This window comes from Streptomyces sp. WAC00040 (genome assembly GCF_056835925.1).
Genome location: NZ_JAKQZE010000001.1, coordinates 2,388,090 through 2,402,376, shown reverse-complemented (window position 1 = coordinate 2,402,376; position 14,287 = coordinate 2,388,090). Strand labels below are relative to the sequence as shown.

Here is a 14,287-nt window from a genome sequence, read left to right as displayed (position 1 = left end):
TGCGGGCAGGTCAGGTGGGCGGGCGGGTGGCCCGGCCGGACGTGGATCAGCCGAGCTTGGCCGCCTGGGCGTCGATGACGGCGGTGGGCAGCGGCAGGTCGCCCTCGGGAGCCATCAGGTTGAACGAGGAGAACGACACGAAGGTGCCGCCCTTGCGCACGACGGCCACGTTGAACGGCAGCTTCTCGCCGTCCTGCTCGCCGGTCATCGTCCACGCCACGGCCTCGTCGCCGCCCGAGACCTTGGCCTCCGCCATCTTGACGATCTTCTGATCCGTACCGGCCATCGTCACGGTGAAGCCACCGGCGCAGGCCGTCCCCGCGGACTTGACCGCCTCGAAGGCGTCGGCGGCTCCCTTGCCCTCGTAGGACGAGAGCGCGACCAGCGACGTCGTGATGTCGAAGGCGCCTTCGACCGCCCCGTCCTTGCCGGCTTCCTTCACGTCGGGCTCCGCGGTGGCCCTCCGCTTCACCGTCGCGACCGGCGCGCCCATGGGTGTACCGGCGAGTGCCCGGGCCAGCGGCTCGCACTCGGCCTTGTCCGTCTTGACGTCCTTGGCCGCGATGTCGTCCTCCGGACCGGCCTTCACGATCTTGTGCGCCTTGACGTCGCCCTCGGCGAGCGCGACCTTCTCCAGTTCGGCCGCGGTCAGCGCCTTGTCCGCGGGCGCCGCGGCAGCGGAGTCCTTGCCCTTGCCGGTGCCCTTCTCGTTCGTCCCCCCGTCGGACCCCTCGCCACCGCAGGCGGTGACCAGGAGAACCAGTGAGGCCGCGGCGGCGGCCAGAGCGGTACGGCGTACAGCGGTGCTTCGCATGTGCGTTGTCCTCGCGTGATCGCAGCGACCCCTCCCGAGGCGACGGCCCACGCCTGTCCCGCCCCGAATCGCTGCTGCTGAGCCGTACGATAACGCGCCCTGCCGACAACGCTGTCCGGCCACCCCCGGCTCACACCTTCGCCCGGTACGCCCGCATGGCCAGCGGATAGAAGACCACGGTGATACCGGCCGCCCACACCAGCGACCACAGCACCGGCTCGGCGACCGGACCGCCGAGCAGCAGCCCGCGGAACGCGTCCGACAGATGCGTCACCGGATTGATGTCGCTGAATGCCTGAAGCCAGCCCGGCATCGTGTCGACCAGCACGAAGGCACTGCTGGTGAACGTGATCGGGAAGATCAGCGTGAAGCCGAAAGCCTGCACCTTCTCCGCGTCGCCCGCGAGCATCCCGATGAGTACGGCGGTCCAGGACACGGCCGCCGCGAACACCACCAGCAGCAGCGCGCCGAGCAGGAACCCGCCGAGTCCGCCGGTCACGCGGAAGCCGAGGAGCAGCCCGAGACCGATCATCAGCAGCATCGCCCAAACGTGCTTCGTGAGGTCCGCGGTGATACGGCCGACGAGCGGGGCGGAGCGCGCTATGGGCAGGCTGCGCAGCCGGTCGAAGACGCCTTTGGTGAGGTCGGTGTTCAACGCCATGGCCGTGTATATGGTCATGAACAGGGTGTTCTGCACGATGATCCCTGGGAGCGCGTACTTCAGATACGCCTCCGGGGAGCCGGCCATCTGCCCGCCCAGCACATAGGTGAACAGGAAGACGAACATGATCGGCGTGATGCTGTAGTCGACCAGCTCGAGCGGATTGTGCTTGACCGCCACCAGACTGCGCCAGGCCATCGTGAACGTCTGCCTGATCCCGTCGAGCGGTTTCACCCGTCCCGACGACCGGCCCGGCGCGAGCGGCATCGTCGTCGCGCTCATGTCGAACTCACCGCCTTCTCCCGCTCGTTCTCGTCGGCAGGCCGGCCGGCCTCTTCCGCCTCGCGGGCGGACTCGTCCGGCCTGCCGGAGTCGGGCGCCGGCTCCGCCCGGTGCCCGGTCAGCGCCAGGAAGACCTCGTCCAGGGACGACCGCCGCAGTGTCAGCTCACCCACCGCTATCCCCTCGCGGTCCAGCCTGCGCACCACCGCCGGCATCAGCTCCGCGTCGTTGACCGGCACGGTGACCGACTCACCCTCCGTCTGGGTCTGCGAACCTGCCGTCTCCGCCACCAGCGCGCGCGTGCGCGCCAGGTCCTCCGGCGCCACCGGCCTCACCTGGAGCACTTGGCCCCCCACTTCGGACTTCAGCGTGTCCGGCGTGCCCTCGGCGATGACCCGGCCCTTGTCGACGACGACGATGTCGTCGGCGAGTTTGTCCGCCTCGTTCAGGTACTGGGTGGTCAGGAGCGCGGTCGCACCGTCGGCTATCAGGGCCCTCAGCATGTCCCACAGCTCCCCGCGGCTGTGCGGATCGAGGCCGGTCGTCGGCTCGTCGAGGAACAGGATGCTCGGCCGGCCGACCAGGCTCGCCGCGAGGTCAAGCCTGCGCCGCATCCCGCCGGAGAACGTCTTCACGGCCCGTCCTGCCGCGTCGCTGAGCCGGAACCGGTCCAGCAGTTCACCGGCCCGCGCCTTGGACTCAAGTCTCGGCAGGCCGAGCAGACGGCCGATGAGCAGCAGGTTCTCCGTGCCGGTGAGATTTTCGTCCACCGCCGCGTACTGCCCGGTGAGGCCTATCAGGGACCGCACTTTGCCGGCCTCGCGGACGACGTCGTGGCCGGCCACGGTCGCCCGGCCGCCGTCGGGGGTCAGCAGCGTGGCGAAGATCCGTACGGCAGTCGTCTTCCCCGCCCCGTTCGGCCCCAGCAGGCCCAGCACCGAGCCGGTGCGGGCCGCCAGGTCGACGCCTGCCAGCGCCTCGGTGTCCTTGAAGCGCTTGACCAGTCCTTCCGCCTGGATCGCATAGGTCATGAGACAACCTCCGGGTCCGCGGACGTCGCGGGTCGGCGCCCACCTCAGCCATAACTGTGACGCACGCCACTGACATTCCGTCGCGGAGGCCGCGGAGCGGAGCCGCGGCCGCTCCGCTCCGCGTGACCGAGCACACCACCCATAACCGAGTCGCACGCACGACAATGTCCCTGTGATCACTTCGCCGCCACGAAGCGCCCACCGCCGGGCCGAGCACGCGTCGACTCCGTACGTCGACCTCACCCGCGCGGAGTGGAGCGCCCTGCGCGAGAGAACCCCGCTGCCCCTCAGTGCCGAGGAGGTCGAGCAGCTCCGCGGGCTCGGCGACGTCATCGACCTCGACGAGGTGCGGGACGTCTACCTCCCGCTGTCCCGACTCCTGAACCTCTACGTCCAGGCCAGCGCCGGCCTCCGCGGCGCTCTCAACACTTTCCTCGGCGACGCGGGGGGCGGCCACGGCGAACAGCGCGGTACGCCCTTCGTCATAGGGGTCGCCGGTTCCGTGGCCGTCGGCAAGTCGACGGTCGCCCGGCTCCTCCAGGCACTGCTCGCGCGCTGGCCCGAGCATCCGCGGGTCGAGCTGGTGACCACCGACGGGTTCCTGCTTCCGATGAAGGAGCTCAAGGCCCGCGGGCTGGTGTCCCGCAAGGGCTTTCCCGAGTCGTACGACCGCCGGGCGCTGACCCGTTTCGTCGCCGACATCAAGGCCGGCAAGGACGAGGTCACGGCGCCGGTCTACTCCCACCTCATCTACGACATCGTTCCGGACGAGCGGCTGACCGTGCGCCGCCCGGACATCCTGATCGTCGAAGGGCTGAACGTCCTCCAGCCGGCGCTGCCCGGCAAGGACGGCCGGACCCGGGTCGGCCTCGCCGACTACTTCGACTTCAGCGTGTACGTCGACGCGCGACCCGAGGACATCGAGACCTGGTACCTCAACCGTTTCCGCAAGCTGCGGGAGACGGCGTTCCAGAATCCTTTCTCCTACTTCAGGAAGTACACGCAGGTCTCGGAGGAGGAGGCGCTCGACTACGCCCGCACCATGTGGCGGACCATCAACAAACCCAATCTGCTGGAGAACGTGGCTCCCACCCGCGGCCGCGCCACACTGGTGCTGCGCAAGGGCCCGGACCACAAGGTGCAGCGGCTGTCACTGCGCAAGCTCTAGGAGACACCCGCGTGCTGCATCTGCGTCTGATAACACCGGCCGACCGCACGGCGGAGGTGCTCGCCCTGCTCGAGAAGACCGTGGGCACGGCGCATCTCGCCGTCGTCCCCGGCGCCGCGCGTGACCCGCAGGGCGACCTGGTGATGTGCGACGTGGCCCGGGAGGCGGGTGACGAACTGCTCGCCGGACTGCGCGACCTCGGCATCGACGAATGCGGCTCTGTCTCCGTGGAGAGCATCGACCTCTCGCTGTCGCACCGCGCGGATCGGGCCGAGAAGGCCGCACCCGGCGAGGCTGCGGACGCGGTTCTGTGGGAACAGCTGACGGACGCCACGCACGAGGAGTCCACGCTCAGCGTCACCTACATCGCGTTCCTCACGCTGGCGACGATGATCGCCGCCTGCGGTGTGGTGCTGGACAACGCGATCCTGATCGTGGGAGCGATGGCGGTGGGTCCCGAGTTCGGCCCGCTGGCCGGTTTCTGCACGGCCGTGATCCGTCGCGCCCCGCGGCTGGCGATGCGGTCGTTCGTGGCACTGATCGCCGGGTTCGCCGCGGCGATGCTGGTGACCGTGGGCTTCAGCCACTTCATGGACGCCGTGAACCTCTTCGAGTTGTCGAAGCTGAAGGCGGAACGCCCCAACACCAGCTTCATCTACAACCCGGACTGGTTCTCCTTCGTCGTCGCCCTGCTGGCCGGGGCTGCGGGGATGCTGTCGCTCACCTCGTCGAAGTCGGGCGCCCTCGTCGGCGTCGCCATCTCCGTGACGACGGTGCCCGCAGCGGCGAACGCGGCCGTCGCCTTCAGCTACAGCTACTACGGGCAGGCCTGGGGCTCGACCGAGCAGCTGCTGCTGAACCTGCTGGGCATCGTGCTGGCCGGGACGCTGACCCTGCTGGCGCAGAAGTTCTTCTGGGCCAGGAAGCGCCGTCGCGCCGCGGCCGTGGCGACCGGATGACACCGGCGCGGACCGAGTGACACCGGCGCGGACACACGGACGCCCGGTCCGGGACACAGGTCCCTGACCGGGCGTACGCACTCCTGCGGCGTGACTCAGCCGAGGGCGGACTTCACCACGTCGGCCAGCCGGCCGGCGACGCACCGGGCCTGCTCGATGTCGGCGGCCTCGACCATGACCCGCACGAGCGGCTCCGTGCCGGAGGGACGCAGCAGCACCCGGCCGGTGGAGCCGAGCTCGCGCTCGGCATCGGCGACCGCGTGCGACAGTTCGGCGGAGGTCTGCACCCGGGACCTGTCCACGTCGGGCACGTTCACGAGGACCTGCGGCAGGCGCTCCATCACGCCGGCCAGGTCTGCCAGCGTCCGGCCGGTCGCCGTGACCCGTGCCGCGAGCATCAGACCCGTCAGCGTGCCGTCGCCGGTCGTGGCGTGGTCGAGCACGATCACGTGGCCGGACTGCTCGCCGCCGAGGCCGAAGCCGTGCGCCTTCATCGCCTCCAGGACGTAGCGGTCGCCCACCGCCGTCTGCACCAGCTCGACGCCCTCGCGCTCCATCGCCAGCTTGAAGCCCAGATTGGACATCACGGTGGCGACCACGGTGTTGCCGCGCAGCGTTCCCGCCTCGCGCATGGCGAGCGCCAGCACGGCGAGGATCTGGTCCCCGTCGATCTCGTTGCCCTGCGCGTCCACCGCGAGGCACCGGTCGGCGTCGCCGTCGTGCGCGATGCCGAGGTCGGCGCCGTGCTCGACGACGGCGGCCTTCAGCAGCTCGAGGTGCGTGGATCCGCAGCCGTCGTTGATGTTGAGGCCGTCGGGCTCCGCGCCGATCGTGACGACCTCCGCACCTGCCCGCGCGAACGCCTCGGGCGAGACACGGGAGGCGGCGCCGTGTGCCTCGTCGAGGACGACCTTGAGTCCGTCGAGGCGGTTGGGCAGCACGGCGATGAGGTGGGCGACGTACTTGTCGAAGCCCTCGTCGTAGTCCGTCACCCGGCCGACGCCCGAGCCGGTCGGCCGGTCCCACGGCTCACCGGTGCGGTGCTGCTCGTAGACCTGCTCGATACGGTCCTCGAGCTCGTCCGCGAGCTTGTGGCCGCCGCGTGCGAAGAACTTGATGCCGTTGTCCGGCATGGCGTTGTGGCTCGCGGAGAGCATCACACCGAGGTCGGCGCCGAGGGCGCCGGTGAGGTACGCCACGGCCGGGGTCGGCAGTACGCCGACGCGCAGCACGTCGACACCCGCGCTCGCCAGGCCGGCCACGACGGCGGCCTCCAGGAACTCTCCGGATGCGCGGGGGTCACGGCCGACCACCGCGGTCGGGCGATGGCCCGCGAACGTGCCCGCTTCTGCCAGCACATGTGCCGCCGCGACCGACAGGCCGAGCGCGAGCTCTGCCGTCAGATCCGCGTTGGCGACGCCGCGTACACCGTCCGTACCGAAGAGTCGTCCCACTGTTGTTCCTCCGAGAATACTGAATGCTCGAACCATTGTTCGCCCGAGGCAGTCGATAGACGAACGCCCCGGCAGCACGGAGTGCCGCCGGGGCGAACGAAAAGCCGTACAGGATGTCTGCAGGCCAGCGCGCGATTTAGCGCTTGCTGTACTGCGGGGCCTTACGGGCCTTCTTGAGACCGGCCTTCTTGCGCTCGACCGCACGGTCGTCGCGGGAGAGGAAGCCGGCCTTCTTGAGGGCGCCGCGGTTGTTGTCCACGTCGGCCTCGTTCAGCGCGCGGGCCACACCGAGGCGCAGGGCGCCGGCCTGGCCGGACACGCCGCCACCCGAGATACGGGCGATGACGTCGTAGCGGTTGTCGAGCTCGAGCACCTTGAAGGGCTCGTTGACTTCCTGCTGGTGCACCTTGTTCGGGAAGTAGTCCTCGAGGGTGCGACCGTTGATCTTCCACTTGCCGGTGCCCGGAACGATCCGGACGCGGGCAATGGCGTTCTTGCGACGACCCAGGCCGGCGGCCGGCTGCGGGTCGCCGAAGCGGGACGCCATGGACTCGGTGGTGTACTCACCCTCGACGGGGGCGTCCGACTCGAAGGTGGTGACCTCCGCGTAGGTCTCTTCGCCCTCGACAGGGGTCTCAACAGTGGTCTCGGCCACGATGCTCCTCAGATTTCTTTTCGTCTTAGGGGGTGGCCGGAACTACTGCGCGACCTGGGTGATCTCGAACGGGACCGGCTGCTGAGCAGCGTGCGGGTGCTGGTCACCCGCGTAGATCTTCAGCTTCGAGAGCATCTGACGGCCCAGGGTGTTCTTGGGGATCATGCCCTTGATGGCCTTCTCCACAGCCTTCTCCGGGCTCTTGGCAAGAAGCTCGTCGTAGCGGACGGAACGCAGACCACCCGGGTAACCGGAGTGGCGGTACGCCATCTTCTGAGTCTTCTTGTTGCCGGAGAGGTGGACCTTCTCGGCGTTGATGATGATGACGAAGTCGCCCATGTCCATGTGCGGGGCATAGGTCGGCTTGTGCTTGCCCCGGAGGAGGTTCGCTGCCGTAGTCGCCAGACGGCCCAGGACGATGTCCTGCGCGTCGATGATGTGCCACTGGCGCGTGACATCGCCGGGCTTGGGGCTGTACGTACGCACGGTCGTAGCCTTCGCTTCTTCAGTGAGTGTGGTCCTGACAAGGCCACCCGGACGATCACGACAGCCCTGGCGGCACGCGGGGACGCAACCCGAATGCCTGCCGCTGGTCATCGGCCCGGTGGACCGGCGTAAGGGCCCCTCACGTGAGATAGAGCAAGCCAATACGCATAACGAACCAGCAGAATACCTGTCTGCCCCCTGGCGGGTCAAAACGGGTCCCCGGCCCCCGGCGCACCGGTGCCGGAATCCTTTCCCGGCGGGCTATCGCACCCGCTCCACCCGCCGCTCGTCCCACACCGGCTCCGGTGTCTCGCGGACGACCCCGTCCGAGCCGAAGACCAGGTACCGGTCGAAGGAGCGCGCGAACCAGCGGTCGTGCGTCACGGCCAGCACCGTGCCGTCGTAGGCCTCCAGTCCCTCCTGAAGCGCCTCCGCCGACTCCAGGTCCAGGTTGTCCGTCGGCTCGTCGAGCAGCAGGGCCGTGGTCCCCGCGAGCTCCAGCAACAGGATCTGGAAGCGCGCCTGCTGTCCGCCGGAGAGCTTCTCGAAGGGCTGGTCGCCCTGGCGCTCCAGTTCGTAGCGCCGCAGGACCGACATCGCCCCGCCCCGGTCCTTGGCATGCTCCGTCCACAGGATGTCGACGAGCGTGCGGCCGAGCAGCTCGGGGTGGGCGTGGGTCTGGGCGAAGTGCCCGGGGACGACCCGTGCACCCAGTTTCCACTCCCCCGTGTGGGCCACTGAGGCGTCGCCCGCCAGCAGCCGCAGGAAATGGGACTTGCCCGACCCGTTGGAACCGAGGACCGCCACCCGCTCCCCGTAGAAGACCTCCAGCGAGAAGGGTTTCATCAGACCGGACAGCTCCAGCCCCTCGCAGGTCAGCGCGCGCACACCGGTGCGTCCGCCCCGCAGCCGCATCCTGATGTCCTGCTCCCTCGGCGGCTCCGGCGGCGGGCCGGCCTCCTCGAACTTCTTGAAGCGGGTCTGCATCGCCCGGTACCGCGAAGCCATGTCCGGGCTGTTCGCCGCCTGCTGCCGCAGCCGCAGCACCAGCGCCTTCAGCCGGGCGTGCTCCTCGTCCCAGCGCCGCTTCAGCTCCTCGAAGCGCGCGAAGCGCTCCCGCCGCGCCTCGTGGAACGTGGCGAAGCCACCGCCGTGGATCCACACGTCCGACCCGGCCGGGCCCGGCTCCACCGCCACGATCCGCTCCGCGGCCCTCGCCAGCAGCTCCCGGTCGTGGGAGACGAACAGAACGGTCTTACGGGTCTCCTTCAGCCGGTCCTCGAGCCAGCGCTTGCCGGGCACGTCCAGATAGTTGTCCGGCTCGTCGAGCAGCAGCACCTCGTCGGGTCCGCGCAGCAGCGCCTCCAGCACGAGCCGCTTCTGCTCGCCCCCGGACAACGTCCGCACCTGGCGCCACTGCGCCTTCTCGTACGGCATTCCGAGCGCCGCGGTGGTGCACATGTCCCAGACGGTCTCCGCCTCGTACCCGCGCGCCTCCGCCCAGTCGCTCAGCGCCTGCGCGTACCGCATCTGCGCGACCTCGTCGTCGACCGTCATGATCGCGTGCTCCGCGGCGTCCACCGCGGCCGCCGCCTCCCTGATCCGTGGCTGGGCCACGGACACCAGGAGATCGCGGACGGTGCGCTCGTCGCGCACCGAGCCGACGAACTGCCGCATCACGCCGAGTCCGCCACTGACGCTCACCGAACCGCCGTGCGGCTGGATCTCCCCCGCGATCAGCCGCAGCAGCGTGGTCTTGCCGGCGCCGTTGGCCCCCACCAGCGCCGCCACCGCGCCCTCGCCGACCCGGAACGAGGCGTCGGCGAGGAGCGGACGCCCGTCCGGCAGGTAGTACTCGAGATGCGCGGCCTCTACATGTCCCATGCGGCCGATTCTGACTGCCGGGACCGGCTCCGCCCAACAGGTTTAGGATGCGCGGCATGAGCTTCGGGCAGGGGGGACCACAGTGGGGGTCCGACGGACAGGACCAGAACCCGTACAACCAGGGCCAGTTCGGACAGAACCAGTACGGCCGGGGACCGGGCCAGTACGGTCAGAACCAGTACGGACAGGACTCCTTCGATCCGTTCGGCGGCCGGTCGGGCAGTGACGGCACCCCTGACTGGGCCGCGCTCGCCGACGCTTCGGCCGCCCGTGCCCGCCGCAGGCGCTGGCTCATGGTCGGCGGCGGAGCACTCGCGACCGCGCTCATAGCCGGCGCTGTCGCCACCGCGATCGTCTCCTCCAACAAGGACGGCGACGGCACCGCCTCCGACAAGAGCAGCAGCCAACTTCCCGCGCCGCCGGACCTGCCGCAGAACACGACCGCGCCGGAGCCGTCCTTCTCCTCCGTGGCGCCGCTGCCGCCGCCGAACCCGAAGGACTTCATCTCCGAGCGCAAGAAGGACACCCTCCCGCTGAGCGCCGAGACGCTGTTCCCCGGCAAGAAGCTGACGATGGGCGACCGCGTCTACGACAAGGGCGCGCTGGCTCGCACCGGCAACTGCGCCTCCGCCGTCAAGGGCGCCCTGGCGACCGCCCTCGAAAGCAACGGCTGCGAGCAGGTCTTCCGGGCCACCTACAGCAAGGACGGCATCGCGGTCACCATCGCCGTGGCCACCTTCGAGAACGAGGCCAAGGCGAAGAAGGCCCTCCAGCAGGCGTCGGGCAGCGTCGTGCCGCTGCCGGGCGCGGGCGTGCCGGCGTTCTGCAAGGGCGGCCCGGTGTGCCGCTCCACCTTCAACGCCTACGGCCGCTACGCCTACTTCACGACCACCGGCTACACGCAGGCCAAGTCCGTCACGAAGAAGGACACCAAGGCCTTCCAGACCGGCGACGACCTGGGCGAGTTCACGTTCCGCCAGATCGTCCGCCGCGGCGAGGCACAGGCCTCCGCGGCGGCGTCCGCCCCGGCCGGATAGCCCGGCCGGCGGTGGCGCGCCGCAGGTCGCGCTGACGGCAACCCGCCCCGGACGCCTCACCGCCTGACCGGTACGCAGAAGGGGACGGGCGCCACCAGCGCCCGCCCCCTTCCGACACGACCTTCGCCGCGCCAAGTCGCCCGCACGCACCGGGGAACGCCGTCGGCCCTGTCGCCGACTCAGCAGCAGCCGGTCGCGAGAGGCAGCGAACGCCTGTTGCGCGCTTCCTTGTTGCGGGCGGCAAGCAACTCGTCGGCCGGGTAGCCGACTTCCTCCAGTGTGAGCCCGTGCGGCCGTACGACGTGGACCGCGGAGTCGCGCACACCGGCGGCCAGGACCTTCGCGGGCCACTCAACGGGCCGGTGACCGTCGCCGACGAACAGCAGCGCGCCGACCAGCGAGCGCACCATGTTGTGGCAGAAGGCGTCGGCCTTCACGGTCGCCGCGATGACGCCGGACGGGTCGCGTTCCCACGACAGCTGCTGGAGCGTGCGGATGGTCGTCGCGCCGTCGCGCTTCTTGCAGTACGCCGCGAAGTCGTGCTCCCCGACCAGCGCGGCCGAAGCCTCGTTCATGGCGTCCACGTCCAACGGCCAGTCGTGCCAGAGCACATGGCCGCGCAGCAGCGGGTCCACGCCACCCGGGTTGTCCGTCACCCGGTACGCGTAACGCCGCCAGATCGCCGAGAAGCGCGCGTTGAACCCCTCGGGCGCCTGCTCCACGCTCCAGATCCGCACATCGCGCGAGAGCCGGCCCGCCAGCCGCTTGAGCAGCTTCTCCCGGTGCTCCGCCCACAGCTCCACGGGCAGATCCACGTGCGCCACCTGGCCGCGCGCGTGCACCCCGGCGTCGGTGCGTCCGGCGACGGTCAGCTCGTACGTCGTCCGCGAGCGCGTGACCGTGCGCAGGGCGTCCTCGATGTCGCCCTGCACGGTCCGCCGGCCGCCGGCCTGCTTCGCCCAGCCGGAGAAGTCCTTGCCGTCGTACGAAAGATCCAGCCGCACCCGTACGAAGCCGGGCTCCACCTCGTCGCTCACGCGATCCATCCTCTCAACTCACGCGGAACGGGCCCGCCCCCAGTGGGGAACGGGCCCGCTCGACGAACCTGAAATCAGGCTCAGGCGTCCTTCGACTCCTCGGCCGGAGCCTCGTCGGCCTTGGCCTCGGCGGCCTCGTCCTTCTTGAGGGCGTCTTCCTTGACCGCGCGCTTCGCAGCGGCCTCGGCCTCGGCGACGGTCGCCTTCTTCGCGATCTCGCCCTCGACGAGCTCGATCACGGCCATCGGGGCGTTGTCGCCACGACGGTTGCCGATCTTGGTGATACGGGTGTAGCCACCCGGACGCTCGGCGTAACGCGGAGCGATCTCGGTGAAGAGCGTGTGCACGATGCCCTTGTCCGTGATCGTCTGCAGCACCAGACGACGGTTGTGGATGTCGCCCTTCTTCGCCTTGGTGATCAGGCGCTCGGCGACCGGACGCAGGCGGCGGGCCTTGGCCTCGGTCGTGGTGATGCGGCCGTGCTCGAACAGCGACTTCGCCAGGTTCGCGAGAAGAAGCTTCTCGTGAGCGGCGCTGCCACCGAAACGGGCTCCCTTGGTGGGACGCGGCATGGGGTTTCTCCTTGTGATCTGCACCGGCCGTATCAGGTACCGGTGTCAGTTCCCTCCTGGCGGTCGCCGGAGGGTGCGCGGGGAGCCGGGGCTCCCCGCAAGCCTTCTCAGTACTGCTCGGTCTCGACGAAGCCCGCGTCCGCGTCGTCGTCGGCGCCGAAGGCGTCGGCGGCGGCGGTCGGGTCGAATCCGGGCGGGCTGTCCTTGAGGGCCAGGCCCATGCCGGCCAGCTTCGCCTTGACCTCGTCGATCGACTTCGCACCGAAGTTGCGGATGTCGAGCAGGTCGGCCTCGGAGCGCGCCACGAGCTCACCCACGGAGTGGATGCCCTCACGCTTGAGGCAGTTGTACGAACGAACGGTGAGCTCGAGCTCCTCGATCGGCAGCGCCAGGTCGGCGGCAAGGGCGGCGTCCGTGGGGGACGGGCCCATGTCGATGCCCTCGGCGTCGATGTTGAGCTCGCGGGCCAGACCGAACAGCTCGACCAGGGTCTTACCGGCGGACGCCATGGCGTCACGCGGGCGCATGGCCTGCTTGGTCTCGACGTCGACGATCAGCTTGTCGAAGTCGGTGCGCTGCTCGACTCGGGTCGCCTCGACCTTGTAGGTGACCTTGAGGACCGGCGAGTAGATGGAGTCGACCGGAATACGGCCGATCTCCTGGCCCACCTGCTTGTTCTGCACGGCGGAGACGTAGCCGCGACCGCGCTCGACGGTCAGCTCCATCTCCAGCTTGCCCTTGCCGTTCAGCGTGGCGAGCACCAGGTCGGGGTTGTGCACCTCGACACCGGCCGGCGGGGCGATGTCAGCAGCGGTGACCAGGCCGGGACCCTGCTTGCGCAGGTACATCACGACCGGCTCGTCGTGCTCCGAGGAGACGACCAGCTGCTTGATGTTCAGGATGAGGTCGGTGACGTCCTCCTTGACGCCCGGCACGGTGGTGAACTCGTGCAGGACACCGTCGATGCGGATGGACGTGACGGCCGCACCCGGGATCGAGGAGAGGAGCGTACGGCGGAGCGAGTTGCCGAGGGTGTAACCGAAGCCCGGCTCGAGGGGCTCGATCACGAACCGCGAGCGGTACTCGTCGACGACCTCTTCGGTCAGCGAGGGACGCTGAGCGATAAGCATGGTGTGTTTCCTTCAGTCATGGATGCCCGCTATTTGACACCCGACAGGTACTGCGTACTGCAAGGGTACGGGCGGTACGCCCCACATGGGACCTACCGCCCGAAAGCCCTACGTCGACCCGGATGCGCCACGCACCCAGGGTCAGACGCGCCTCCGCTTGGGGGGACGGCAGCCGTTGTGCGGCGTGGGGGTGACGTCCTGGATCGAGCCGACCTCGAGGCCGGTGGCCTGGAGGGAGCGGATCGCGGTCTCACGGCCGGAGCCGGGACCCTTGACGAAGACGTCGACCTTGCGCATGCCGTGCTCCTGCGCGCGGCGGGCGGCCGACTCGGCGGCCATCTGCGCGGCGAAGGGGGTGGACTTGCGCGAGCCCTTGAAGCCGACGTGGCCGGCGGAGGCCCAGGAGATCACGTTGCCGCTCGGGTCCGTGATGGACACGATCGTGTTGTTGAACGTGCTCTTGATGTGCGCGTGGCCGTGAGCGACGTTCTTCTTTTCCTTGCGGCGCACCTTCTTGGCAGCGCCCTGACGACCCTTGGGGGGCATCTATTACTCCTACGGGGAGGTGGTCGGTCCTACAGCGAAGACCGCTTGGTAAAGCGTCCGCTGAGGACTACTTCTTGCCCGGCTTCTTCTTACCGGCGATGGCGCGACGCGGGCCCTTGCGGGTACGGGCGTTCGTGCTGGTCCGCTGTCCGTGCACGGGCAGGCCACGACGGTGACGGATGCCCTGGTAGCACTGGATCTCGATCTTGCGGCGAATGTCGCCCTGGATCTCGCGGCGGAGGTCGCCCTCGGTCTGGAGGTTGGCGTCCACGTACTCGCGGATCTTGACCAGGTCCTCTTCGGCCAGGTCACGAACGCGGGTGTTCGGGTTCACGCCGGTCGAGGCGAGGATCTCCTTGGACCGGGTACGCCCGATACCGAAGACGTAGGTGAGTGCGATCTCCACACGCTTCTCGCGCGGGATGTCAACACCGGAAACGCGTGCCATTCAATGGCTCCTGTGTGTTCGGGGGTCTGCCACAGAACCGCTCCCCGTTCGCCGTATGAGGTACGAGCGAGGTCCCCGGCCCCCGCCGGAGGTGCCGCCGACCCTTGCGGGCTGGGCGGGTTC

Annotated in this window: 15 protein-coding genes; 3 read left to right on the top strand and 12 right to left on the bottom strand. The window is 69.4% G+C overall.

All coding sequences use genetic code 11. The features are described 5' to 3' along the window. Positions 1-46: 46 nt before the first annotated feature. The 3 genes from MDN94_RS11085 to MDN94_RS11075 form a co-directional block, all read right to left on the bottom strand. Positions 47-814, bottom strand: coding sequence for a hypothetical protein (locus MDN94_RS11085; RefSeq protein WP_482725654.1), 768 nt, complete (start codon positions 812-814; stop codon positions 47-49). Between the two features lie 130 nt (positions 815-944). After that, the gene (locus MDN94_RS11080; protein WP_441265762.1) at positions 945-1,757 is read right to left on the bottom strand and encodes an ABC transporter permease; all 813 of its coding nucleotides are present in this window, start codon (positions 1,755-1,757) and stop codon (positions 945-947) included. Continuing rightward, positions 1,754-2,788 (bottom strand): ATP-binding cassette domain-containing protein, encoded by a 1,035-nt coding sequence (locus tag MDN94_RS11075; RefSeq protein WP_482725653.1) that lies wholly within the window; start codon positions 2,786-2,788, stop codon positions 1,754-1,756. Before MDN94_RS11075 ends, MDN94_RS11080 begins: the two co-directional genes overlap by 4 nt. 172 nt (positions 2,789-2,960) lie before the next feature. On the opposite strand from MDN94_RS11075, the gene coaA reads away from it, so the two are divergent. Both coaA and MDN94_RS11065 read left to right on the top strand, forming a co-directional pair. Beyond that, a complete protein-coding gene (gene coaA, locus MDN94_RS11070; RefSeq protein ID WP_482725652.1) occupies positions 2,961-3,956 on the top strand; it encodes a type I pantothenate kinase in 996 nt (331 codons plus the stop codon). 11 nt (positions 3,957-3,967) lie between these two features. Next, positions 3,968-4,915 carry a DUF389 domain-containing protein gene (locus MDN94_RS11065; RefSeq protein ID WP_482725651.1) on the top strand — a complete coding sequence of 316 codons (948 nt, stop codon included), beginning with the start codon at positions 3,968-3,970 and terminating at the stop codon, positions 4,913-4,915. Between the two features lie 95 nt (positions 4,916-5,010). Here MDN94_RS11065 and glmM read toward each other — a convergent pair whose 3' ends face one another. The 4 genes from glmM to MDN94_RS11045 all read right to left on the bottom strand — a co-directional run bounded on the left by glmM (position 5,011) and on the right by MDN94_RS11045 (position 9,394). Beyond that, positions 5,011-6,369 (bottom strand): phosphoglucosamine mutase, encoded by a 1,359-nt coding sequence (glmM, locus tag MDN94_RS11060; RefSeq protein WP_482725650.1) that lies wholly within the window; start codon positions 6,367-6,369, stop codon positions 5,011-5,013. Between the two features lie 136 nt (positions 6,370-6,505). Continuing rightward, on the bottom strand, positions 6,506-7,024 hold the full coding sequence (rpsI, locus tag MDN94_RS11055; protein ID WP_053557020.1) for a 30S ribosomal protein S9: 519 nt from the start codon (positions 7,022-7,024) through the stop codon (positions 6,506-6,508). Between the two features lie 42 nt (positions 7,025-7,066). After that, positions 7,067-7,510, bottom strand: coding sequence for a 50S ribosomal protein L13 (rplM, locus tag MDN94_RS11050; protein ID WP_005313471.1), 444 nt, complete (start codon positions 7,508-7,510; stop codon positions 7,067-7,069). A 261-nt stretch (positions 7,511-7,771) separates the two neighbouring features. Further along, positions 7,772-9,394 carry an ABC-F family ATP-binding cassette domain-containing protein gene (locus MDN94_RS11045; protein ID WP_482725649.1) on the bottom strand — a complete coding sequence of 541 codons (1,623 nt, stop codon included), beginning with the start codon at positions 9,392-9,394 and terminating at the stop codon, positions 7,772-7,774. 56 nt (positions 9,395-9,450) lie between these two features. On the opposite strand from MDN94_RS11045, the gene MDN94_RS11040 reads away from it, so the two are divergent. Then, positions 9,451-10,431 carry a hypothetical protein gene (locus tag MDN94_RS11040; RefSeq protein ID WP_482725648.1) on the top strand — a complete coding sequence of 327 codons (981 nt, stop codon included), beginning with the start codon at positions 9,451-9,453 and terminating at the stop codon, positions 10,429-10,431. Positions 10,432-10,610: 179 nt separating this feature from the next. On the opposite strand, the gene truA is transcribed toward MDN94_RS11040, so the two are convergent. From truA to rpsM, 5 genes are all read right to left on the bottom strand, one after another. Beyond that, the gene (gene truA, locus MDN94_RS11035) at positions 10,611-11,468 is read right to left on the bottom strand and encodes a tRNA pseudouridine(38-40) synthase TruA (protein ID WP_482725647.1); all 858 of its coding nucleotides are present in this window, start codon (positions 11,466-11,468) and stop codon (positions 10,611-10,613) included. Between the two features lie 80 nt (positions 11,469-11,548). Further along, positions 11,549-12,040 carry a 50S ribosomal protein L17 gene (gene rplQ / locus MDN94_RS11030; RefSeq protein ID WP_482725646.1) on the bottom strand — a complete coding sequence of 164 codons (492 nt, stop codon included), beginning with the start codon at positions 12,038-12,040 and terminating at the stop codon, positions 11,549-11,551. 107 nt (positions 12,041-12,147) lie between these two features. Next, entirely contained in the window at positions 12,148-13,170 is a 1,023-nt protein-coding gene (locus tag MDN94_RS11025; protein WP_003956430.1) for a DNA-directed RNA polymerase subunit alpha, read from the bottom strand. Between the two features lie 141 nt (positions 13,171-13,311). Beyond that, the gene (gene rpsK / locus MDN94_RS11020) at positions 13,312-13,716 is read right to left on the bottom strand and encodes a 30S ribosomal protein S11 (RefSeq protein ID WP_003956432.1); all 405 of its coding nucleotides are present in this window, start codon (positions 13,714-13,716) and stop codon (positions 13,312-13,314) included. A gap of 67 nt (positions 13,717-13,783) precedes the next feature. Further along, a complete protein-coding gene (gene rpsM, locus MDN94_RS11015) occupies positions 13,784-14,164 on the bottom strand; it encodes a 30S ribosomal protein S13 (RefSeq protein ID WP_005313488.1) in 381 nt (126 codons plus the stop codon). Between the last annotated feature and the right edge of the window lie 123 nt (positions 14,165-14,287).

Coding starts and splice junctions, on each gene's coding strand:
- rpsK (WP_003956432.1), bottom strand. CDS start 13,716: ATGCCCCCCAAGGGTCGTCAGGGCGCTGCCAAGAAGGTGCGCCGCAAG.
- MDN94_RS11025 (WP_003956430.1), bottom strand. CDS start 13,170: ATGCTTATCGCTCAGCGTCCCTCGCTGACCGAAGAGGTCGTCGACGAG.
- MDN94_RS11085 (WP_482725654.1), bottom strand. CDS start 814: ATGCGAAGCACCGCTGTACGCCGTACCGCTCTGGCCGCCGCCGCGGCC.
- MDN94_RS11080 (WP_441265762.1), bottom strand. CDS start 1,757: ATGAGCGCGACGACGATGCCGCTCGCGCCGGGCCGGTCGTCGGGACGG.
- rpsM (WP_005313488.1), bottom strand. CDS start 14,164: ATGGCACGCGTTTCCGGTGTTGACATCCCGCGCGAGAAGCGTGTGGAG.
- MDN94_RS11075 (WP_482725653.1), bottom strand. CDS start 2,788: ATGACCTATGCGATCCAGGCGGAAGGACTGGTCAAGCGCTTCAAGGAC.
- MDN94_RS11045 (WP_482725649.1), bottom strand. CDS start 9,394: ATGGGACATGTAGAGGCCGCGCATCTCGAGTACTACCTGCCGGACGGG.
- rplQ (WP_482725646.1), bottom strand. CDS start 12,040: ATGCCGCGTCCCACCAAGGGAGCCCGTTTCGGTGGCAGCGCCGCTCAC.
- MDN94_RS11040 (WP_482725648.1), top strand. CDS start 9,451: ATGAGCTTCGGGCAGGGGGGACCACAGTGGGGGTCCGACGGACAGGAC.